Origin of the sequence: Nocardia sp. GTS18, from assembly GCF_013839555.1 — a bacterium.
Classification (GTDB): Bacteria; Actinomycetota; Actinomycetes; order Mycobacteriales; family Mycobacteriaceae; genus Nocardia; species Nocardia rosealba.
Window position 1 is genome coordinate 163,318 of record NZ_JACBIU010000002.1, and the last position, 18,276, is coordinate 181,593.

23 protein-coding genes and 1 tRNA gene are annotated in these 18,276 nt (G+C 67.1%); 20 read left to right on the forward strand and 4 right to left on the reverse strand.

Annotated features, from left to right (window positions below; translation table 11 throughout):
* The first annotated feature begins 34 nt into the window (after nucleotides 1-34).
* From HYG95_RS03870 to HYG95_RS03880, 3 genes are all read left to right on the forward strand, one after another.
* Nucleotides 35-1,255 (forward strand): acetyl-CoA C-acetyltransferase, encoded by a 1,221-nt coding sequence (locus HYG95_RS03870; protein WP_067485604.1) that lies wholly within the window; start codon nucleotides 35-37, stop codon nucleotides 1,253-1,255.
* Nucleotides 1,256-1,370: 115 nt separating this feature from the next.
* Nucleotides 1,371-1,637, forward strand: coding sequence for a CopG family transcriptional regulator (locus HYG95_RS03875; protein WP_181696631.1), 267 nt, complete (start codon nucleotides 1,371-1,373; stop codon nucleotides 1,635-1,637).
* Complete coding sequence (locus HYG95_RS03880) at nucleotides 1,634-2,053, forward strand: hypothetical protein (protein WP_181696632.1); 420 nt, start codon at nucleotides 1,634-1,636, stop codon at nucleotides 2,051-2,053. Before HYG95_RS03875 ends, HYG95_RS03880 begins: the two co-directional genes overlap by 4 nt.
* A gap of 69 nt (nucleotides 2,054-2,122) precedes the next feature.
* Here the strand turns inward: HYG95_RS03880 and HYG95_RS03885 are convergent, their stop codons facing one another.
* The gene (locus HYG95_RS03885; RefSeq protein WP_181696633.1) at nucleotides 2,123-2,977 is read right to left on the reverse strand and encodes a Bax inhibitor-1/YccA family protein; all 855 of its coding nucleotides are present in this window, start codon (nucleotides 2,975-2,977) and stop codon (nucleotides 2,123-2,125) included.
* Nucleotides 2,978-3,125: 148 nt separating this feature from the next.
* Complete coding sequence (locus HYG95_RS03890; RefSeq protein WP_181696634.1) at nucleotides 3,126-4,274, reverse strand: methyltransferase; 1,149 nt, start codon at nucleotides 4,272-4,274, stop codon at nucleotides 3,126-3,128.
* A 231-nt stretch (nucleotides 4,275-4,505) separates the two neighbouring features.
* Between HYG95_RS03890 and HYG95_RS03895 the strand changes: the two genes are divergently transcribed.
* From HYG95_RS03895 to HYG95_RS03935, 9 genes are all read left to right on the forward strand, one after another.
* Nucleotides 4,506-5,084: a hypothetical protein gene (locus tag HYG95_RS03895; RefSeq protein WP_181696635.1), complete on the forward strand. Its 579-nt coding sequence runs from the start codon at nucleotides 4,506-4,508 to the stop codon at nucleotides 5,082-5,084.
* A gap of 62 nt (nucleotides 5,085-5,146) precedes the next feature.
* The gene (locus HYG95_RS03900; RefSeq protein ID WP_181696636.1) at nucleotides 5,147-5,569 is read left to right on the forward strand and encodes a DUF6153 family protein; all 423 of its coding nucleotides are present in this window, start codon (nucleotides 5,147-5,149) and stop codon (nucleotides 5,567-5,569) included.
* A 61-nt stretch (nucleotides 5,570-5,630) separates the two neighbouring features.
* A complete protein-coding gene (locus HYG95_RS03905) occupies nucleotides 5,631-6,227 on the forward strand; it encodes a DUF305 domain-containing protein (RefSeq protein WP_181696637.1) in 597 nt (198 codons plus the stop codon).
* 118 nt (nucleotides 6,228-6,345) lie between these two features.
* Complete coding sequence (locus HYG95_RS03910) at nucleotides 6,346-6,861, forward strand: hypothetical protein (protein ID WP_255494970.1); 516 nt, start codon at nucleotides 6,346-6,348, stop codon at nucleotides 6,859-6,861.
* Nucleotides 6,862-6,923: 62 nt separating this feature from the next.
* On the forward strand, nucleotides 6,924-8,252 hold the full coding sequence (locus HYG95_RS03915) for a serine hydrolase domain-containing protein (RefSeq protein ID WP_370465670.1): 1,329 nt from the start codon (nucleotides 6,924-6,926) through the stop codon (nucleotides 8,250-8,252).
* Between the two features lie 70 nt (nucleotides 8,253-8,322).
* Entirely contained in the window at nucleotides 8,323-9,048 is a 726-nt protein-coding gene (locus HYG95_RS03920; protein WP_181696638.1) for a GntR family transcriptional regulator, read from the forward strand.
* A gap of 61 nt (nucleotides 9,049-9,109) precedes the next feature.
* Nucleotides 9,110-9,382: a hypothetical protein gene (locus HYG95_RS03925; RefSeq protein WP_133733844.1), complete on the forward strand. Its 273-nt coding sequence runs from the start codon at nucleotides 9,110-9,112 to the stop codon at nucleotides 9,380-9,382.
* A gap of 175 nt (nucleotides 9,383-9,557) precedes the next feature.
* Nucleotides 9,558-9,713 (forward strand): DUF6131 family protein, encoded by a 156-nt coding sequence (locus HYG95_RS03930; protein WP_166655728.1) that lies wholly within the window; start codon nucleotides 9,558-9,560, stop codon nucleotides 9,711-9,713.
* A gap of 29 nt (nucleotides 9,714-9,742) precedes the next feature.
* Entirely contained in the window at nucleotides 9,743-9,952 is a 210-nt protein-coding gene (locus tag HYG95_RS03935; RefSeq protein WP_181696639.1) for a hypothetical protein, read from the forward strand.
* An 18-nt stretch (nucleotides 9,953-9,970) separates the two neighbouring features.
* Here the strand turns inward: HYG95_RS03935 and HYG95_RS03940 are convergent, their stop codons facing one another.
* On the reverse strand, nucleotides 9,971-10,411 hold the full coding sequence (locus HYG95_RS03940; protein WP_181696640.1) for an SRPBCC family protein: 441 nt from the start codon (nucleotides 10,409-10,411) through the stop codon (nucleotides 9,971-9,973).
* A 124-nt stretch (nucleotides 10,412-10,535) separates the two neighbouring features.
* Here HYG95_RS03940 and HYG95_RS03945 point away from each other — a divergent pair, with 124 nt between their 5' ends.
* From HYG95_RS03945 to HYG95_RS03955, 3 genes are all read left to right on the forward strand, one after another.
* Nucleotides 10,536-12,023 carry a peptide MFS transporter gene (locus HYG95_RS03945; protein ID WP_181696641.1) on the forward strand — a complete coding sequence of 496 codons (1,488 nt, stop codon included), beginning with the start codon at nucleotides 10,536-10,538 and terminating at the stop codon, nucleotides 12,021-12,023.
* Between the two features lie 89 nt (nucleotides 12,024-12,112).
* Entirely contained in the window at nucleotides 12,113-13,570 is a 1,458-nt protein-coding gene (locus HYG95_RS03950) for an amino acid permease (protein ID WP_181696783.1), read from the forward strand.
* A gap of 117 nt (nucleotides 13,571-13,687) precedes the next feature.
* Nucleotides 13,688-13,761: transfer RNA gene (locus tag HYG95_RS03955), tRNA-Leu, on the forward strand.
* 25 nt (nucleotides 13,762-13,786) lie between these two features.
* On the opposite strand, the gene HYG95_RS03960 is transcribed toward HYG95_RS03955, so the two are convergent.
* Nucleotides 13,787-15,010, reverse strand: coding sequence for an FAD-dependent monooxygenase (locus tag HYG95_RS03960; protein ID WP_181696642.1), 1,224 nt, complete (start codon nucleotides 15,008-15,010; stop codon nucleotides 13,787-13,789).
* Between the two features lie 221 nt (nucleotides 15,011-15,231).
* Here HYG95_RS03960 and HYG95_RS03965 point away from each other — a divergent pair, with 221 nt between their 5' ends.
* The 5 genes from HYG95_RS03965 to HYG95_RS03985 all read left to right on the forward strand — a co-directional run bounded on the left by HYG95_RS03965 (nucleotide 15,232) and on the right by HYG95_RS03985 (nucleotide 18,140).
* Entirely contained in the window at nucleotides 15,232-15,498 is a 267-nt protein-coding gene (locus HYG95_RS03965) for a YdeI/OmpD-associated family protein (protein ID WP_181696784.1), read from the forward strand.
* Nucleotides 15,499-15,616: 118 nt separating this feature from the next.
* A complete protein-coding gene (locus HYG95_RS03970) occupies nucleotides 15,617-16,636 on the forward strand; it encodes a hypothetical protein (protein WP_181696643.1) in 1,020 nt (339 codons plus the stop codon).
* 276 nt (nucleotides 16,637-16,912) lie between these two features.
* Complete coding sequence (locus HYG95_RS03975) at nucleotides 16,913-17,461, forward strand: carboxymuconolactone decarboxylase family protein (protein ID WP_181696644.1); 549 nt, start codon at nucleotides 16,913-16,915, stop codon at nucleotides 17,459-17,461.
* A gap of 134 nt (nucleotides 17,462-17,595) precedes the next feature.
* A complete protein-coding gene (locus HYG95_RS03980; protein WP_181696645.1) occupies nucleotides 17,596-17,877 on the forward strand; it encodes a type II toxin-antitoxin system Phd/YefM family antitoxin in 282 nt (93 codons plus the stop codon).
* Entirely contained in the window at nucleotides 17,874-18,140 is a 267-nt protein-coding gene (locus HYG95_RS03985) for a Txe/YoeB family addiction module toxin (protein WP_181696646.1), read from the forward strand. Before HYG95_RS03980 ends, HYG95_RS03985 begins: the two co-directional genes overlap by 4 nt.
* Nucleotides 18,141-18,276: the final 136 nt, after the last annotated feature.

The window sequence follows — 18,276 nt, forward strand, 5'->3', positions numbered from 1 at the left end:
GCCGTTCGCGCCAGCCTTCCGAAAAGGAGTCCTCATGCCCGAGGCCGTCATCGTTTCCATCGCCCGCTCCCCGATCGGCCGTGCCGTCAAGGGGTCCCTGGCCGGGATGCGCCCGGACGACCTGACCGCGCAGATGGTCCAGGCCGCGCTGGCCAAGGTCCCCGCCCTCGACCCCACCCAGGTCGACGACATCATCCTCGGCACCGGCTCCCCCGCCGGTGAGGGTGGCTTCAACCAGGGGCGCATCGTCGCGGTGAAGCTCGGCCTCGACGTGGTCCCCGGCACCACCGTGCACCGCTACTGCGCCTCGTCGCTGCAGACCACCCGGATGGCGTTCCACGCGATCAAGGCAGGCGAGGGTGACGTGTTCATCTCCGCCGGTGTGGAGACCGTGTCCCGCTACGCCAAGGGTTCGGCCGACAGCTCGCCCGACACCAAGAACCCCGAGTTCGCCGAGGCCGAGGCCCGCACCGCCAAGACCGCCGAGGGCGGCGCGGGCGCGTGGCACGACCCGCGCGAGGACGGCCTGCTGCCCGACGCCTACATCGCGATGGGCCAGACCGCCGAGAACGTCGCCTCCCTCACCGGCATCAGCCGCGAGGACCAGGACCACTGGGGCGTGCGCTCGCAGAACCGCGCCGAGGAAGCCATCAAGAACGGCTTCTTCGAGCGTGAGATCACCCCGGTGACCCTGCCCGACGGCACCGTCGTCAGCAAGGACGACGGCCCGCGCGCCGGCGTCACCTACGAGGCCGTCAGCCAGCTCAAGCCCGTGTTCCGCCCCGACGGCACCGTCACCGCGGGCAACTGTTGTCCGCTCAACGACGGCGCCGCCGCGCTGGTCATCATGAGCGACACCAAGGCCAAGGAGCTCGGTCTCACCCCGCTGGCGCGCATCGTGTCCACCGGTGTCTCGGGCCTGTCTCCGGAGATCATGGGCCTCGGCCCGATCGAGGCCGTCAAGAAGGCCCTCGCCCTGGCGGGCAAGTCGGTCGCCGACATCGACCTGTTCGAGATCAACGAGGCCTTCGCCGTGCAGGTGCTCGGCTCGGCGCGTGAGCTGAAGATCGACGAGGACAAGCTCAACGTCTCCGGCGGCGCCATCGCCCTCGGCCACCCGTTCGGCATGACCGGCGCTCGCATCACCGCCACCCTGCTGAACAACCTGCAGACCTACGACAAGCAGTTCGGCGTGGAAACCATGTGCGTCGGCGGTGGCCAGGGCATGGCGATGGTCATCGAACGCCTCAGCTGATCCGTTGACATCGCGCGACGGCCTCGAGCTTCGGCTCGGGGCCGTCGCCGTTCCATGGCCGGCCACGGTGCACCATCCTTGGCGTGTCGAAAGTATTGCGAGTATGGTTCGTTATATGGCCACCAGGAAGATCACTGTCACGGTTCCCGAAGATCTCCTGGACGAGATTCGGGCCGAGGTGCCCGATCGAAGCCTGTCCGCCTATATCGCCGACGCGTTGCGTGCCCAACGCGAGCGGGATCGTTTGGTCGAGCTGGCGCAGTGGCTGCAGGACGAGCACGGACCGTTGACAGAGGCGGAACGCGCGGCGGCGATGACTGAAGTAGCGGAAGTGGATGCCGAGCACACCCGGCGCCGCGCTTCGCAACGTCGTTCGGCATGAGCAAGAAGCGAATACCGGCCACGCGCCTGCGGGTTCAGGTGTTCGACTCGGAGGCCTTGTCGAGAGCGGTGCGCGGTGACCGAGAGATGATCGCTCGCATAGTCGTGGCCGCCGAGCTCGCCTCAGCGGTGGTGACATCACCGATGACACTGGTCGAGGCGCACGACGGCCGGACTTCGGACTCCCGATGGGACTGGGTGATGTCCCGGATGACGGTCCCCGAGCTCGGCAAAGACCAGGCGCGTGCCGCCCGCACATTGCTGGCGGCGGCCGGAATGCACGGGCACAAATACGCGATCGACGCGGTACTCGCGGTCGTGGCCAACGCTCAGGCGGGAGAGGTCACCGTGTACACCTCCGATGTTGACGATCTCGAGCGGTTGGTCGACCCACGAGTTGTCGTGCACGCAATCTGAGCGGTCCCCCACGACAAAGCGGCTCCCCACCGGATCGGTGGGGAGCCGCTTTTGGGTCTATCGCTTGACTCAGTCCCGCTGGAAGTAGCTCAGCAGGCGGAGGATCTCGACGTAGAGCCAGACCAGGGTGACGGTCAGGCCGAGGGCGACGCCCCAGGCGGCCTTCTCGGGGGCCTGGGCGCGGATCAGCTGATCGGCGGAGTCGAAGTCCAGCAGGAAGCTGAACGCGGCGATGGCGATGCAGACCAGGCTGAACACGATGGCCAGCGGGCCGCCGTCGCGCAGGCCGAAGCCGCCGTCGGTGAAGAAGCTGGCGATCAGGTTGCCGAGCATCAGGACCAGCACACCGACCATGGCGCCGAGCAGCATGCGGGTGAATCGCGGGGTGACCCGGATCGCGCCGGTCTTGTAGACCACGAGCATGCCGAAGAACACGCCGAACGTGCCGAGCACCGCCTGACCGATCAGAGCGCTACCGCCCACACCGCCGAAGGTGACATCGGTGAACATCAGCGACAGCGCACCGAGGAACAGACCCTCGAACGCCGCGTACGACAGTACGAGCGCCGGGTTGTCCATCTTGTTGCCGAAGCTGGCGATCATGACCAGCACGAAGCCGATCAGGCCGCCGCCGATGACGAACAGCGGCGCCAGCGACGGGTTCGCCGACGACAGCGCGAAGGAGATGATCGCCGAGACGGTGAGCACCGCGAGGGTGATACCGGTCTTGGTGACCACGTCGTCGATGGTCATGGCACGGGTGGCGGGCGCCTGCTGGTACTGCTGCCCGTACTGCTGACCGTATTCGCCGTACTGGTTGCCCAGCTGGCCTGCGCCGGTCACGCCCGAACCGAAGTTCGCGTAACCGCCGACTCCCTCTTGGCGAGGTAAGTTCTTGAACACCGGATTCGATGAGGTACGCACCGTGCGCCTTTCCTGGAGTGATGAAACGTCGTACAGCTCCAACTGCCCTGTTCAACGTGTCGCGAACGGACAAAGTTCCCGGCGGCGCGAGCACTGATCGCACCACCGTCCGTTCGGACAAATCGGACTCTACCCCGTCGGAGCGCCCCTATCGTTGTACGTCGCGCAGGCCACGGACAGACCGCGTCACCGTGAATTTCTGGTTCCGGTCGATCACGTCGGTCCGCCCGACCATCCGTTCCACCACACCCCGATAGTTCAGGTGCGAGTTGTACACGGTCCACAGCTCGCCCCCCGGGCGGAGCACCCGGCCGGTCTCGGCGAACATCTTGATGGCCGAACCGGTGTGCACGGCCGCGCCCACATGGAACGGCGGATTGCACAGCACCAGATCGGCACTGTTGTCGGCGGCCGAGGACATGGCGTCGTCGCGCACCACCGTGACGCGGTCGTCGACCCCGTTGGCGGCGGCGGTCGCCCGGGCCGAGGCGACGGCGGCACAGGACTGATCGGTGCCGACCACCCGGATACGTGGGCGCGACTTGGCCAGGGCCACCGCGAGAATGCCGGTGCCGCAACCGAGGTCGATGGCCTCGCGGGCGTCGGGCTTCATCCGGTCCAGATGTTCGAGCAGGAATCGGGTGCCGATGTCGAGGCGTGGGCCGGAGAACGCGGCACCGTAGGCGACCACATCACCGTCGATCTCGATGATGTTCTCGCGCACCGGGAATCGTGGTTCGCCGACGGGTAGCGGTTCGCTGACGACGAGCACCCGCGACTTCTGCCTACCCCGGCCCGCCCGCACCTGACGGAACGTTTCGGCGAACACCTCGTTCATGGTCGGGGTGAGATATTTGTCGCGGCCACCGGCGTAGACGACCACGTCGTCGGCGGCGTAGCGGGCGATGGCCTCGGCGATCTCGGCGAGCCCGGCGAGCATTTTCGGCAACCGCATCACGACCACGCGGGCACCGCTGAGCAGGTCCGCGTCGAGGCCGTGCACGGTGAAACGGTCGGCGAGGCCGAGGTTCTTGGCGTTGCCTGCCAGCGCGAGTTCGCCGGTGAGCAGGTCCTGATGCACCCGGATGCCGGTGTGTCCGTGCCGTACCGCGACCCCGAGGGTCAGCGCGCCGTAGGCGTCGCCGATCACCGCCACCTCGCCGCTGCCCGCAGCCGCGAGCGCGTCGGCGGCGGTATCGAGAATCAACCGATCCGCGGCGTCGACGGCATAGAGGTTCGGCGCCTCCACGTCCGGATACCGGCGCAGCCGGGTGAATACGTCCTCGACACTGTCCACGCGACAAGTGTGCTAGATCGTTGCCCCATCGTCACATCCGCCCCTGCCGCACATCGGAACCGACGCCCACATATGCGTACCGAGCATGGAAAAGACTGACGGCGAACGGGTTACAGCGATGCGGGCCGACCGCGCTGATCCCGCGGTGCACGCGCCCAGCAAACTCACAGCCTGGACACGCGCCCGGGTGATTCCCGCACCCCTCGAGTTCACCTGAGTACCATCGGTCACATGCGCAACGCCCCCGTGTTCGTGCTGATCGCCGCCGCGGCTCTGGTCCTGCCGAGCTGCGGTTCCGACGACGCGCCCGCCGCGACGCCCCCGACGACGACAACGAGCACCGCGAGCACATTCGCCGACGCCACCGGTCCGCGCGACAACGACGCGAAGTCGGGCGAGGCGAGCGACGGCGCCGCGCTCACCGTCACCGACGTGCGCCTCGGCCACCACCCCGGCTACGACCGCGTCGTCTACACCCTCGGCGGCACCGGTACCCCCGGCTGGCAGGTGGCCTACACCGACAACGCCGTGCAGGACGCCAGCGGCAAGGCCGTGAACGTGGCGGGCAGCTCGATTTTGGAAGTGCGCATCCTCGGTTCGGCCTACCCGTTCGACTCCCCCGTTCCCCCGTTCGCCGGGCCCGACCCGGTCACCGATCCCAGTACGCCGCGCATCACCGGCGTCTACAAGTCGGTGGTCTACGAAGGCGTCACCCAGTCGTTCATCGGGCTCGACGCCGACCGTCCCGGTTTCACCGTGAGCACCCTCGCCGATCCACCGCGCCTCGTCGTCGACGTCGCGAACGACTAGTTCTACCCCTACCACGTGCGGGTATTGCAGTGAGCCCCTGAGCACTGGTTAGACTCGTCGCCGTGACCGTCCAGCTGTCGTACGCGCGCCTCGCGAGGGCCTTCGCCGTCGTGCTGCTGCTGGCCGGAATCGTCGCCATGCACTCGGCGGTATTCGTCACCTCCGCACACGACACCTCCGCTCACGCGCACGGAAACGCCGCCCACACAGCCGTCGGTCCGGCTGTTGAAGCGGTACCGGCGCAGAGCGACTCGACGAAGGACCACGGCTGCGGCAGCGGCGGATGCACCGAACACGCGGCCGTCCACGGTTGCGTGTTCATCCTCGTCGCCTTGGCCATCATGCTCGGCTGGATGCTGCTGACCAGGCTCACCGAGGACGCCGACGCCATTCGCCGGGCCGGCAGAACTTGGCGCGGCAGACGCGAACGGCCGCCTCCCTGGACCGTCCTTTCCCTATCCCAACTGGCGATTCTGCGGATCTGACAGGTCGGCCCACGCGGCCCCTGTCCGACACCCCACACCCGAATCCCCAGGAGGATCGCCCATGTCCATCACCCGTACCGTTCTCGCCCTCGCCGCTGTCGCGGTGGTCGCCGCCGGGTGCGGCGACGACTCGACCACGCACACCACCGAGCACTCCTCGACGACGACGGCGAGCACGACGAGCGCCACGACCCGCACCGACTTCGACGACGCCGATGTGACGTTCCTGCAGATGATGTACCCGCATCACGCGCAGGCGGTCGAGATGTCGAAGATGGTGCCGAGCCGGACCCAGAACCAGCAGCTCATCGCGCTGGCCGCCCAGATCGAGCAGGCGCAGGCACCGGAGATGCGCCAGATCACCGACCTGCTGACCAGCTTCGGCAAACCCGCACCGAGCGCCGAGGGCCACGGAGGCCACGGCATGCCGGGCATGATGACCGAGGAACAGATGAGCGCGCTGGAAGCGGCGAACGGCGCCGAGTTCGACCGGCAGTGGCTGCAGATGATGATCGAGCACCACCAGGGCGCGGTCGCCATGGCCCAGACCGAGCTGGCAGAGGGAACCAACCCGGAGGCGAAGCAGCTCGCCACCAAGATCGTCGCCGATCAGGAGGGTGAGATCGCGACCATGCGCGGCATGCTCGGACAGGGCTGACCCGAGGTGGCGCCGCGCCGGACCGGCGTGGCGCCACCTGATCGTCCCGGAGCCAGTACGGTCGATGTGTTCGGCCACCGCGACGGTGACCGACGCTCCGGCGAGGGAGGAGAGACAGATGCTGGTACGGGAACGAATGGGGCTCGGCACCGCGCTGGTTGTCTTAGCGGGCGCGCTCACGCTGGCCGCCTGCACCAATCAGGTACCCGGTACCGCCGAGGCCAACCTCACCGATCTCGCCTCCTACACCTCCGAAGTCGCGGCCTCCTCCACCGCGAAGGTGAAGGCGGCCAACGACTCGGCCTGCGACGGGATGCGCGCGGCCAACAAGAGCTCGGTCGCCTCGTTCAATGCCTATATCGAGGCGAGCAACAACCGTGCCCCCGACACCGACACCAAGGCCAACGAGGCGGTTCCGGTGCTGCGCAACAATGCCAAGGACCTCGATCGCAAGGTCACAACGGATGTCATCGCCGAGCTGGCCGACCCGCTGCGCACCTACCGTGACAAGACCAACCTGCTCGCCGACACCCTCGAGCGCCGGGCGCCCACCGACGAACTCAACGGTGTGATCGATCAGTTCAACGCGTCCAAGGATGCGGCGATCGAGGTCTGCAAGCCCTACGGTCGCTAGGCACGTAACAGGAACATCACCGTTCGCGATTGCTACTCCGAGACCAGCCATCGGAGGATTGCGTGCGTGGGTTCCTGAAATACGGTGCGGCGATTGCGGTTACCGCATTGTCGCTGACCTCGGCGGCACTGCTGCCCGTCGCGGCGGCCGACCCACCGGCCGCGCGGCACTGCGAGGTCAGCTCCGGACGCACACCGCAGGCGGCCTCTCCCGCCGAGGTCGCCCTCGACCCCGATCGGGTCGCCGAGGCCATGCGCCTGGCCGTCGACCCCACCCGCTTCAACATCCAGCTCTACCGCAACAACTGCCTGGTGGCGGCAGGCCCACGCAACGCCGAATCCGGTGGGGTGCCATGGAATCTGTGGAGCGGGACGAAGAGCGTCGTGGCGCTGATCGCGGGCGCGGCGGTCGACGAGGGCAGGCTCGACGTCGACGCGCCCATCGGCCGCTACCTGCCCGAGGGGCTCGGCGACGAGGGGCACCGGGCGATCACCGTGCGCAATCTGCTCACCGAATCCTCCGGGATGGAGGTGGCGATCGCCGCCGAGGGCGCGACCGGGCTGGCCCAGCTGGACCCGAACGTCGTCGCCCAGGCGCTCGCGATGCCGATCGAACGCCCACAGGGCACCCAATTCCGCTACAGCCAGCGCGCGGTCGACCTGCTCGTCTACGTCATCGCGCAGGCTGTCGGCGAGGACTTCCAGGACTTCGCCCAGCGAAAGCTGTTCGACCCGTTGGGTATCGAACGCACCGACTACTACTGGGCCCGTGATCGCGCCGGAAACACCTACGGTCACGCGCATCTGCTGCTCCCGCCGGACGACTTCGCGAAACTCGGTCTGCTCGTGGGCAACCGGGGCCGATGGAACGAGCAGCAGGTGATCTCGGACGCCTACCTGCGCGAGGCGTTGTCGCCATCGCGCGCCATGCCCTGTTACGGCTTCCTTTTCGTCGTCAACGGCGCGCCCTGCCGTCTCGAATTTCCCGGCCTGCCCGACGATGCCGTGAAGATGTCGGGAATGCTGCGCAACGACAGTTACATCGTGCCGAGCCTCGGGCTGGTGCTGAACTGGACCGGCGTCGCCACCCCCGGCATCTCGACGACCTACACCCATGACGTGATGCGCAAGCTGGTCTCGTCGTTCCGCGATGTCGCGGTGCCGGATCCGGGACCGTATCGGGAGAAGCCGGACGTGAGCGTCACCGATCCGATGATCGCTCGACCCGATCCGGTGTTCGGCACCTTCGGCCTCGGCCCCTACGCCTATCCGGGCTGCGGTTTCGTCGAATGCCTCGGCGAGACACCGAAAGCCCCGTTCGCCGACACCCCGCCGGGGTGCGTGGTGCTCGGCTGCATCGGCCCCGACCCGCGCACTCCCGGCATCCGCTGACGGCTGGCGTATCCTCGACAACGACCGGACAGGACCAGTAGGGACCGGTTCGTCGAGAGGAGCCAGCCCCATGCCAGCACCGCTGCGAGACAGCGCAGTGCCCAAGCATGAACAGTTGCGCGCGATCCTGCTGCAGAAGTGCACGCGCGAACTCCAGCCCGGCGATCTGCTCACCAGCGAGCGAAACCTGATGCAGGACTACGGCGTCAGCCGGATCACCGTGCGCGAGGCGGTCGGTCAGCTGGTGAACGAAGGCTATCTGGTCCGGGTCCGCGGCAAGGGCACCTTCGTCGCCCACCGGCCGGTGCAGTCGCGGTTGCATCTGGCCTCTTTCACCGAGGAGATGCGCGCCCTCGGCCATCAGCCGAGCACCCTGGTGCTGGTCGCCGAGGAGGCCACCGCGCCCGAGCCGACGGCCCGTGCGCTACGGCTGCCACAGGGCGCGCGCGCCTACCACGTGCGCCGGTTGCGCCTGGCCGACGACGACGCGGTGAGCGTCGACGACGCGTGGTTCAACCCGGAGCTCGTGCCCGATCTCATCGCTCACGATCTCACCGGCTCGCTGTATCGCCTGGCCGCCGACCGCTACAACAGGCCGATCGAACGCGCCGAGCAGACGGTCGACGCGCAAGCCGCCGACACGGGGATCGCCGCGCTGCTCGGTGTCCGCAAGGGCGCACCCGTTCTGCATTTCGACCGGGTGTCGTTCAGCGCCGAGGTGCCGATCGAGCACACCCACAGCTGGTATCGCTCCGATCGGTACCGGGTGCAGATGGAAGTCGGAAGAAGCTCCTGAAACACTCGTATTTCAGATACCGTATGGGCGCTATCACAGTGAAGTGCTCGGAGGTATCACCGTGTCCCTGTCCCCCACCCTCACCCGCGCGGGCGTGCTGACCGCGCTGGCGGCCACCGCCTTGCTAACCGCGGGCGGCACCGCCAACGCCGTCGGCAGCGCCGATTGGGATCTGCTCCCGTCCGGCTCGGTGGTGATCGGCCCGCCCACCGGCAGCGCGGGCTCGGTCGACATCGGTCTGCCGACCGGTTCGGTCGACGCCGACTTCGGCTCGAGCGCGCCCACTCCGCCCCCGCCCTCGGGCTCGGCCGTAATGCCGGGCTCCGCAGGCTGATTCACGCGGCGCGTCATCTCGGAGAGGTGACGCGCCGCACTCGGAACGGCACCGATCGCGCTGCGAATCCGTTCCGGGGCAACCGAAGCTGTTTCCTCTTCACCGAACCGGGCATACGCCCCACGAGACGCGCCACCCGGTGCGTCCGATCGTTACCCGAACAGGTGAGCTTCACATGATTCTTCTCGGTGCAATTCTTCTCATCGCCGGCCTCGTCTTCGGCATCCCGATTCTCAACACCGTTGGTGTGATCGTGCTCGTCATCGGCCTCGCGCTACTCATCGCGGGCAGCATCGGGCGTCCGGTCGCCGGTCGCAGGCACTACTACTGAGCTGGGCCTGCCATCGGAAAGGACACGTCATGACGAATACACCGCGCATCGCTTCGATCGTTGTGCTGGTCTGGTTACTGATCGGTGTCCTTGCCGCAGGTCAACGCGGCTACTACACCGAGCGCGACCAGAACTGCGCTTCGTTGGGCACCATCGCGATCACCATGATCGCGGGCCCGCTCAACTACATGGGCGTCAACCCGAAGGTCGACGACTGCGAACTCCCGCAACCCAGCTAGCCGGAATCCGCGCGCGAGCTACCGTGCTCGCGCGCGGATCAGGGCTGCCAACCGTTCCAGAGATTCCTGATTGCGCGCGGCGAAGGCCACGTCCTGGGCCAGTCCCGGGATCAGGCTGGCCGGGCCGCGCGCGGCACGTTCGGTCATCCGGATCGTCGTGCGCCCCGGCTCGGCCTCGGCGAGAGTGATCCGGATCCAGGCCGACCCGATAGACCACAGCCGCGCCTCCAATTCCAGCCGGTGCGGCGGTTCGACCGTGCGCACCTCGGTGGTGTCACCGATGAGCACCGGCCACAGCCCGAAGCGATAGTGGATACGGCTGCCGACGGCGGGCCACTCGGGGTCCACTTCGCGGATGTGCGAGGCACCGACCACCCAGCTGGCGTACAGCCAGCCGTCGGACAGCGTCGCGAACGCGACCTCGCACGCCACCGGCACGGTCACCTGGGCAGTCAGCACCAGACCAGCGTAATTCCCGCCCGCCCGGTCGGCGCGGCGACGCGGGCCCCGGCCTGCGGCACGCCGAACGATGACAGATGCGGGAAAATTGCTGTACATCGTTTCGACGTGGGATCGTTCCTCTATGTCCACGCAACACACCCGGCTCGGCGACCAGCCCGGGCCTGCCGATCCGGCGCCCGAACGTACCCTGTTCGGGCATCCGATCGGGCTGACGAATCTGTTCGGCGTCGAGCTGTGGGAGCGTTTCTCCTTCTACGGCATGCTGACGATCCTCGGCTACTACCTGTACTACACCGCCGCGGACGGCGGACTCGGGATCGCGCAGAGCACGGCGCTCGGCATCGTTGGCGCCTACGGCGGACTGGTATACCTCTCCACGGTCCTCGGCGGGTGGATTGCCGACCGGGTGCTGGGCATGGAACGCGCCGTGTTCTACGGCGGTGTCGTGGTGATGGCGGGCCATCTCGCGCTGGCCGTGTTGCCCGGATTGGCCGGTGTCGGTGTGGGTTTGGTGCTCGTGGCACTCGGCAGCGGCGCGTTGAAGGCCAACGCCTCCTCGCTGCTCGGCACCCTCTACGCGCCCTCGGACGCGCGCGTGGACGGCGGCTTCACCCTCTTCTATCTCGGCATCAACATCGGTGCCTTCACCGGTCCGCTGCTCACCGGTCTGCTGCAGCGCGAATGGGGATTCCACGTCGGCTTCGGTGCGGCGGCGGTCGGCATGGCGCTCGGCCTGACCCAGTACGTGATCTTCCGGCGCAACCTCGGCACGCACGGGCGTGAAGTGCCCAATCCGGTGACCCGTGGCGAACTGCGGCCGGTGCTGACCGGCGTGGCTGTCGCCGCCGTGGCAGCGGGCGTGGCGATCTGGGCCGGGTGGATCACCCTCGACAATCTCTCCGATGTCACCACCGGCATCATCGTTATCGCGTCCATCGCCTATTTCACGGTGATGCTCACGAGCGCGAAGGTGCAGCCGGTGGAACGCACCCGGGTGGTGGCGTTCATCCCGCTGTTCCTGGCGAATGCGGTGTTCTGGTCGCTGTTCCAGCAGATGTTCACCATGCTCGCGGTGTACTCCGACGAGCGCATCGACTGGCGCATCTTCGGCTGGGAGGCTCCGGCTAGCTGGATCGGCTCGGTGGAACCGGTGTGGATCATCGCGCTCTCGCCGCTGTTCGCGCTGCTGTGGACCAAACTCGGCAACCGGGCGCCGAGCACACCGATCAAGTTCGCGCTCGGCGTCATCGGCATGGGTATCGCGTTCTGGTTGTTCGCGCTGCTGTCGGGCTTCGAAGGCAGGACCGTTCCGGTGCTCGCCGTGTTCGCCATCCTCGGCGGTTTCGCGGTCTCGGAACTGCTGCTGTCCCCGATCGGCCTCGCGGTGACCACGCACCTCGCGCCCGCCGCGTTCCGCTCCCAGATGATGGCGCTGTACTTCTTCTCGGTCGGTATCGGCACGTCGATGGCGGGCACGCTGGCCCGCTACTACAGCCCCGACAGCGAAGGCGTGTACTTCGGCGTCAGCGGTGCGGCCGCCATCGCGGCCGGACTCGTCGTCGTGGCCTGCGCGCCGTGGATCAAACGGCATATGCAGGGTGTGCACTGACCCGCCGGGGTAACTCTTCTCACAACGTTCGCATGCAGAAGGAGAACAACGTGCCGACACCGGCAGAGACACCGAGCCGATGGGGCGGCATGTTCCGCACCAAATCGGTCGAGCAGTCGATCCTCGACACCGATGAACCCGACTCCAAACTCCGCAAAGACCTGACGGCCTGGGATCTCACGATCTTCGGTGTCGCCGTCGTCGTCGGCGCGGGCATCTTCACCCTCACCGCGCGCACCGCGGGCAATGTCGCCGGACCGTCGGTGTCGCTGGCATTCGTCTTCGCCGCCATCGCCTGCGGTCTCACCGCGGTCTGCTACGCCGAGTTCGCCTCGACCGTTCCGGTGGCGGGCAGCGCCTACACCTACTCCTACGCCACCTTCGGTGAGCTGGTCGCCTGGATCATCGGCTGGGACCTGATCCTGGAATTCGCGCTCGCCGCGTCGGTGGTGGCCAAGGGTTGGTCGCAATACCTCGGCACCGTCTTCGGATTCGAGTCGGCCACAGTGAAATTGGGGTCGATCACCTTCGACTGGGGCGCGGTGACGCTGCTGGTGGTGCTCGGCGTGCTGCTCGCGGTGGGCACCAAGGTGTCCTCGCGGGTGTCGGCGATCGCGGTGGCCATCAAGCTCGGTGTGATCGCCCTGGTGCTCGTCCTCGGCATCACCTACTTCAAGGCCTCCAACCTGAGCCCCTACATCCCGCCGTCACAGCCCGCCGACGACGGTGCGAGCGGCCTGCACCAGTCGCTGTTCTCGTTCGTCACCGGCGCCGGTGACAGCAGCTTCGGCTGGTACGGCCTGCTCGCCGCGGCCAGCCTGGTGTTCTTCGCGTTCATCGGTTTCGACGTCGTCGCCACCGCCGCCGAGGAGACCAAGAACCCGCAGAAGGCGGTGCCGCGCGGCATCCTCGGTTCGCTGCTCATCGTCACCGTGCTCTACGTGGCCGTCACCCTTGTGCTCACCGGCATGGTGCCCTACACCGAGCTCGCGGGTGAGAACGCCACGCTGGCAACGGCATTCGCCATCCACGGCGTCGACTGGGCCAAGACCGTCATCTCCATCGGCGCCCTGGCCGGCCTCACCACCGTGGTGATGGTGCTGTTCCTCGGCCAGACCCGCGTGCTGTTCGCCATGGCCCGCGACGGCCTGCTGCCCCGCTGGCTGGCCCACACCGGCAAGCGCGGCACCCCCGTGCGCCTGACCGTCATCGTCGGCATCGTCTGCTGCGTGCTCGCCGGTTTCGTCGAATTCGGCACCCTCGAGGAAATGGTCAACATCGGCACCCTGTTCGCCTTCGTGCTGGTGTCGGTCGGCGTCCTCATCCTGCGCCGCACCCGCCCCGACCTGCCCCGCGGCTTCCGCGTCCCCCTCGTCCCCCTCATCCCCATCCTGGCCGTCGCGGCCTGCCTGTGGCTGATGGTGAACCTGTCGGTGGAAACCTGGCTGCGCTTCCTGGTCTGGATGCTGCTCGGCTTCGTGATCTACTTCGCCTACAGCCGTCACCACTCCCTGCTCGGCAAGAAGGAGGCGTTGGCCAAAGACTGACCAGCGACGATAGCTCCCCGGCCCGGATCGGCGCGCTCCCCCGCGACACGCCGATCCGACCGGGTCTACCGCCAAAATTCCGGTACACCCGTACGAGTCGCTAGGCTGTCGGCGGACGCCCCTATAGCCCAATTGGCAGAGGCAGCGGACTTAAAATCCGTCGAGTCTGGGTTCGAGTCCCAGTGGGGGCACTTCGGTGTCGATGTTTCGCCGTTCCTACGGTTCGGTCGACGCGGCGGTCGGCGGTCCGGCCGGGACTTCGGAGTCCGGCAGCCCCGCGTAGTCGGGCAGTTCGACCCCGTTGATCGCGCGCTCGACCAGCTCGGCGAACCACTCTCCGGTGAAATCGGGAGCAGGCTCGGCGTCGGGCCCGGGGAGGTCGCGGCTGCGGGCGTTCAATCGGGCGATCTCCTGATTGGCCTCGACGAACGAGCGCATCCGCGTCTCGTAGCGGGCGAAACCGAGCTCTGGATTCCATTCGGCGGCAGCCAGTTCGCCTGCCAGCACGTAGGCGCCGACCAGTGCCAGCCCAGTGCCCTGGCCCGACATCGGGGAGGAGCTGAACGCCGCGTCGCCGAGCAGCCCAACCCGCCCACGCGACCAGTGCTCCATCACCACCTGGGCGACCTGGTCGAGATAGAAGTCCGGGGTGTCGTCCAGGTGCGCGAGGATGCGCGGGGTCAACCAGCCGTGGCCGTCCATCCGCTCACGCAGCAGCCGCTTCTGGGCCTCGATATCGCGATAGTCGACATCGACGTCAGCCGCAGGGAAGGAGAACATGGCCATCGCCCGGGTGGCATCCCGGATCGGCCGAAGCCCGGCCGAGCGCCCGGCCTCCTGGTACTCGATCAGCCATGTGTCGAGCCCGAACTCGTTAGGCACGCTGAAGAAGGCCAGTACGTGCCCGAGGTGGCGGACGAACTGCTCGTGCGGCCCGAAAACCATGGTGCGCAGCGCCGAATGCAGCCCGTCGGCTCCGATCACCAGCTCGAAACGCCGCCGGTTACCGCTGTCGAAGACCACCTCGACCCCGTCCGCGTCCTGGGAGAGCTCGGCGATCCGGTCGCCGAAGATGTATTCGACATCGCCTCGGGTGTCCTCGTAGAGCACCTGCGACAAGTCACCACGCAGGATCTCGATCTCCGCGATGAATCCGTCGCCGCCGTCGTCGTCCACCCGGTAGGTCTCCAGCACGTGCCCGTCCGCGTCCACGGTGTGCGCGCCGATGGTCTGAGTGCAGGCCGCGCGGACCGCCGGGTCGAGCCCCATCCGCCGGATCACTTCCTTGGTCACTCCACGCGCGTCCACGGCCTGGCCACCGGGGCGCAGTTCGGCGGCCCGCTCCACCACGGTCACCACGGCTCCCCACCGGTGCAACCAGTGCGCCAACGCGGGCCCCGCAATGCTCGCCCCCGCCACCAACACCCTGATACCGCTCATTGCGCCTCCGACCTACCCGCCGAATCACTGTCCGGTCGCTGCTGTTCCGACCCACCGCCGTGGGTGTATCCAGAGGTATCGACGGCGGACCCGCCAGGAATTCATCGGTGCACCGTGAACTCGGCATGAGCGGATGTTCCATGACGGTGACCGGTGTGCGTGATCCTGAGCCGCTCGACGCGCTGCCGTCTGCCGGGGCGATGGGCAATCATCGTGGACATATGAGCGAACAACCGGTGCCGGGTGGAGTGGTGCACGAGTTGCCAGCCGACCTGCGTGAGGCGTTGGCCGGGAACGCGGTGGCGGTGACGGCTTGGCGGGACATCACGCCGTTGGCGCGCAACGAGTTCATCTGCTGGGTGGAGGATGCCAAGCAGGCCGCTACTCGGGAGCGGCGGATACGGCGAACTCAGGAGGAGCTCGCCGAGGGCCAGCGGAGGCCGTGTTGCTGGCCGGGATGCAAGCACCGCGAGCGGACGGGGGCGTAGTTGCTCGGCGGTGCGGTAGTCCGCCGCCGACGCGACCTTGTGGTGTTCTCGGAGAACGCTCGACCGAATCCTGTTGGTTGGGCGGTTATCTGTCGGTAGATCCTGGGAACATCGGAGTATGGGAAACGGGGAGGAATTCGGCGGGTGGGGCGCAGCTTTCATCTGGGCCGTCGTCGGCGCGACGATCGGTGTGCCGATCTGGTTGTGGACGGGTCAATCGCTGTGGCTGCTGTTCCTATTGCTGCCGGGTATCGGGTTCAGCAGTGCTGGTCGCGGGGTCGTCTGGATGGTGCTGTCGGTGCTGCCGCGCGGCGTAATCCTGGTTGCCGGTTGGTTTTTCGTACTCTTGGCGATAGTCGACGCGGTGGCGATGGCGGTGTGGAAGCTGGCACCTTCGGTGTGGACCTGGCCGGTGGCGGTGGTTTCCGCTCTGGTGCTCGGCGTATTGATGTATCTGGCGGTGGCCTCGGAGGTGCTCGGCGGGTGGCAGCTCACGAACGGCGCTGAGCTGGTGCGGGTCGATCACGAGATCGCGCGGGCGAAACAACGTCCGGACGAGGGGTTGTCGCCCGTGTGGTCCTCGCTCTACAGCGCCGGTCCCGCGGCCGGACTTCGCCCGCCGCCGTTCGCGATCGGCGGTTTCGAGCTGGCCGACCGGCTTGGGCAGTATCACGCCGTGATGGCTCGGCGGCACTGGATCAGCGGCAACACCGACACGGCGCTGGAACACGCGGCGGAGGCATCGGCCGTGCGCCGTCATATGGTCGCCATGCCGCTGGGCCGGACGAAGTCGCAGAACTTTGCCCAATCGCTGTACGAGCAAGCCTTCTACCTCAGTGAACTCGGGCGTTCAGCCGAAACTGTCGAGGTGCGGGCCGAGGAGATCGCGGAACGACGGCGCCTGCTCGCCCGTTTCGACAAGCGCTATCCGGTATTGGTCGCGAAAGCCGCGAAGCCACACGCGACGACGAAGACCAAACAGTTGGTGGTCGACTTACAGACCTACGGCAAGGGCCTGAAGACCGACCTCGCTTCCGCGTTGACAGCCCAAGCAGCCGCTCTCACCGAATTGGGCCGCACAGACGAGGCCACCGACCTGCGATCCGAAGCCGGATCCCTCGCGCCCGCCGATGACTAGCCCGAGTCAGGCTCGATAAGTCGCGCGGTGCTGCTGACACGTGTCGAATACTGTGCCGATGTGTTCTCGGAGCGCTTACCATCCGCCACCTCGGCTCCGATTCGCCGCGGCTCGTCCAACGACGGCAACGGTACGGACAGCATTTTGAGGGTTGAAGAGCTGATCGAGGGGGATGGAAGTTCCCGCCGGTGGGTGTTGGGGATCACGCTGGGTTTCGGTGGGTCCGCGGCGTAGCTTCGTGCGTAGGCGAATCGCGGGCACGAAGGGGTGTTGACGATGCGGGTGATCGGGCGGATTCGGGGGTATGCCACGGTGGTTCGGCGGGCTCGCCGGCATCGGGGGGATCTGGTGGGGTGGCTGGGGCGGCGACCGCAGATCGGGGTGGCGACCGCGGGGTACGAGACGGCGTTGTTGTTCAGCAACAAGCTCGATCCTCGGCTCAAAGAACTCGCCGAGCTGAAGACAGCGGGGCTGGTGGCCTGTCAGTTCTGTCTCGATATCGGGTCGGCGCTGGCACATACGAGTGGGTTGAGCGAGCGGCAGATCACCGATCTGCCTCGCTATCGCACGAGTGACGCCTACAGCGAGTTGGAGAAGTTGGTGATCGCGTTCGCCGAGGCGATGACGGTGACGCCCGCGGTGGATGTCGACGACCTGCGTGCCGACCTGCTCACCCACCTGACGAAGGCGCAGCTGGCCGAGCTCGCCACGACCATCGCGTGGGAGAACAAGCGGGCCCGACTCAACCAAGGGCTCGGAGTACGACCGATGGGGATGGCGGACGGGATGGCGTGCGCGATGCCGGAGCCGCCGCGCGCTCCGTGATCGCGGGTCGCCGCCTCTGCTGGCCGACGACGCCCGTGCAGCCGGCCCGGCTGTGCACACCGCGAACGCACCAGCAAGGAGGAAGCCGCCATTTTTAGTACCTGATCCAGTACTGGATCACGTAGCATTGTCTTATGCAGGCCATGCACCAGAGTTCCGCTCGGGAGAATTTCACCGCCGTTCTCGACGCCGCGACCGAAGACAACGACGAGGTGATCATCACCAGGTCCGGCGGCAAGGGATCAGCCGTGGTGATTTCGCTCGCCGAGTACAACGCGTTGAAGGAAACGGCGTATCTGCTCGGCAATCCCGCCAATGCCGCCTGGCTGGCCAGGGGAATCGAGCAGGACAGGGCAGGGATGGCCGTCGCGCGCGAACTCATCGGGGTGGACGCGACCGAGGACGTCGAGGAATGAGCCGCAAGGTGACGTTCGTCGAAACCGGCTGGACGGACTACACCTCCTGGCTCGCGGATGACCGAAGGATGCTTGCCAAGATCAACCGCTTGATCGGCGATATCGTCCGCAACGGCCAAGCCGAGGGTACCGGCAAGCCCGAACCACTACGTGCGAATCTCACCGGATATTGGTCGCGCCGCATAGACCAGGAACATCGGCTGGTCTATCGCGCCACCGATGACGAAGTTGTCGTCATCGCTTGCCGTGGGCATTACGAATGAACTGACTTCTCGTCAGGATCGGTCGAGGATCGACATCGCGATGCCGTCGAGGATGTCGAGTCCCAGTGGGGGCACTCCGACAAGGACACTGTGGCACGGCACCGAGCCCGCGCTCGTGTCTCCGCCGACACAAGAT

Bases quoted from the DNA above. Each gene is read 5' to 3' on its own strand.
- HYG95_RS03870 (WP_067485604.1), top strand. From the start codon at position 35: ATGCCCGAGGCCGTCATCGTTTCCATCGCCCGCTCCCCGATCGGCCGT.
- HYG95_RS03875 (WP_181696631.1), top strand. From the start codon at position 1,371: ATGGCCACCAGGAAGATCACTGTCACGGTTCCCGAAGATCTCCTGGAC.
- HYG95_RS03880 (WP_181696632.1), top strand. From the start codon at position 1,634: ATGAGCAAGAAGCGAATACCGGCCACGCGCCTGCGGGTTCAGGTGTTC.
- HYG95_RS03895 (WP_181696635.1), top strand. From the start codon at position 4,506: ATGCGCAACGCCCCCGTGTTCGTGCTGATCGCCGCCGCGGCTCTGGTC.
- HYG95_RS03905 (WP_181696637.1), top strand. From the start codon at position 5,631: ATGTCCATCACCCGTACCGTTCTCGCCCTCGCCGCTGTCGCGGTGGTC.
- HYG95_RS03910 (WP_255494970.1), top strand. From the start codon at position 6,346: ATGCTGGTACGGGAACGAATGGGGCTCGGCACCGCGCTGGTTGTCTTA.
- HYG95_RS03920 (WP_181696638.1), top strand. From the start codon at position 8,323: ATGCCAGCACCGCTGCGAGACAGCGCAGTGCCCAAGCATGAACAGTTG.
- HYG95_RS03930 (WP_166655728.1), top strand. From the start codon at position 9,558: ATGATTCTTCTCGGTGCAATTCTTCTCATCGCCGGCCTCGTCTTCGGC.
- HYG95_RS03935 (WP_181696639.1), top strand. From the start codon at position 9,743: ATGACGAATACACCGCGCATCGCTTCGATCGTTGTGCTGGTCTGGTTA.
- HYG95_RS03945 (WP_181696641.1), top strand. From the start codon at position 10,536: ATGTCCACGCAACACACCCGGCTCGGCGACCAGCCCGGGCCTGCCGAT.
- HYG95_RS03950 (WP_181696783.1), top strand. From the start codon at position 12,113: ATGTTCCGCACCAAATCGGTCGAGCAGTCGATCCTCGACACCGATGAA.
- HYG95_RS03960 (WP_181696642.1), bottom strand. From the start codon at position 15,010: ATGAGCGGTATCAGGGTGTTGGTGGCGGGGGCGAGCATTGCGGGGCCC.
- HYG95_RS03965 (WP_181696784.1), top strand. From the start codon at position 15,232: ATGAGCGAACAACCGGTGCCGGGTGGAGTGGTGCACGAGTTGCCAGCC.
- HYG95_RS03970 (WP_181696643.1), top strand. From the start codon at position 15,617: ATGGGAAACGGGGAGGAATTCGGCGGGTGGGGCGCAGCTTTCATCTGG.
- HYG95_RS03975 (WP_181696644.1), top strand. From the start codon at position 16,913: ATGCGGGTGATCGGGCGGATTCGGGGGTATGCCACGGTGGTTCGGCGG.
- HYG95_RS03980 (WP_181696645.1), top strand. From the start codon at position 17,596: ATGCAGGCCATGCACCAGAGTTCCGCTCGGGAGAATTTCACCGCCGTT.
- HYG95_RS03985 (WP_181696646.1), top strand. From the start codon at position 17,874: ATGAGCCGCAAGGTGACGTTCGTCGAAACCGGCTGGACGGACTACACC.